At 44.6% G+C, this 314-nt stretch carries 1 protein-coding gene; it reads left to right on the top strand.

Annotated features, from left to right (window positions below):
- A partial coding sequence (locus AB9H30_RS19415; protein WP_371196443.1) for a hypothetical protein occupies positions 1 to 314 on the top strand: 314 nt, incomplete at both ends.

The raw sequence follows: 314 nt of genomic DNA, 5'->3' as shown, positions 1-314 counted from the left end.
ATATCGAAAAATATTAAAAAACCGTGAGGACTTTACCGCCTACTTGGCAATGTTAGGTGATGTAAAGCCCGGCCTTGTATGGTTGCAAAAGGGCCTTGATAAATTGCAGGGGGAGCTTACGGAGCATGCAAACAAAAATGGTCTAGCGCAAAGTGCCTTTGAGATCGCGAGCACAGAGCTGCGAAACTTTGAGAGCGACCTTAAAAGCGACAAAAGTAAGCATCGCGATATTGATAAAGACTTAAAACGAAATGAGCAAATCATCGAAACCGTTGCGCGTATTACGCATGAGTTTCCGGGGCAGTCTGTCGAAT

The sequence above is a fragment of the Glaciecola sp. SC05 genome (genome assembly GCF_041380235.1).
Lineage (GTDB): Bacteria > Pseudomonadota > Gammaproteobacteria > Enterobacterales > Alteromonadaceae > Glaciecola.
This window is presented reverse-complemented; position numbering and strand designations above follow the sequence as displayed.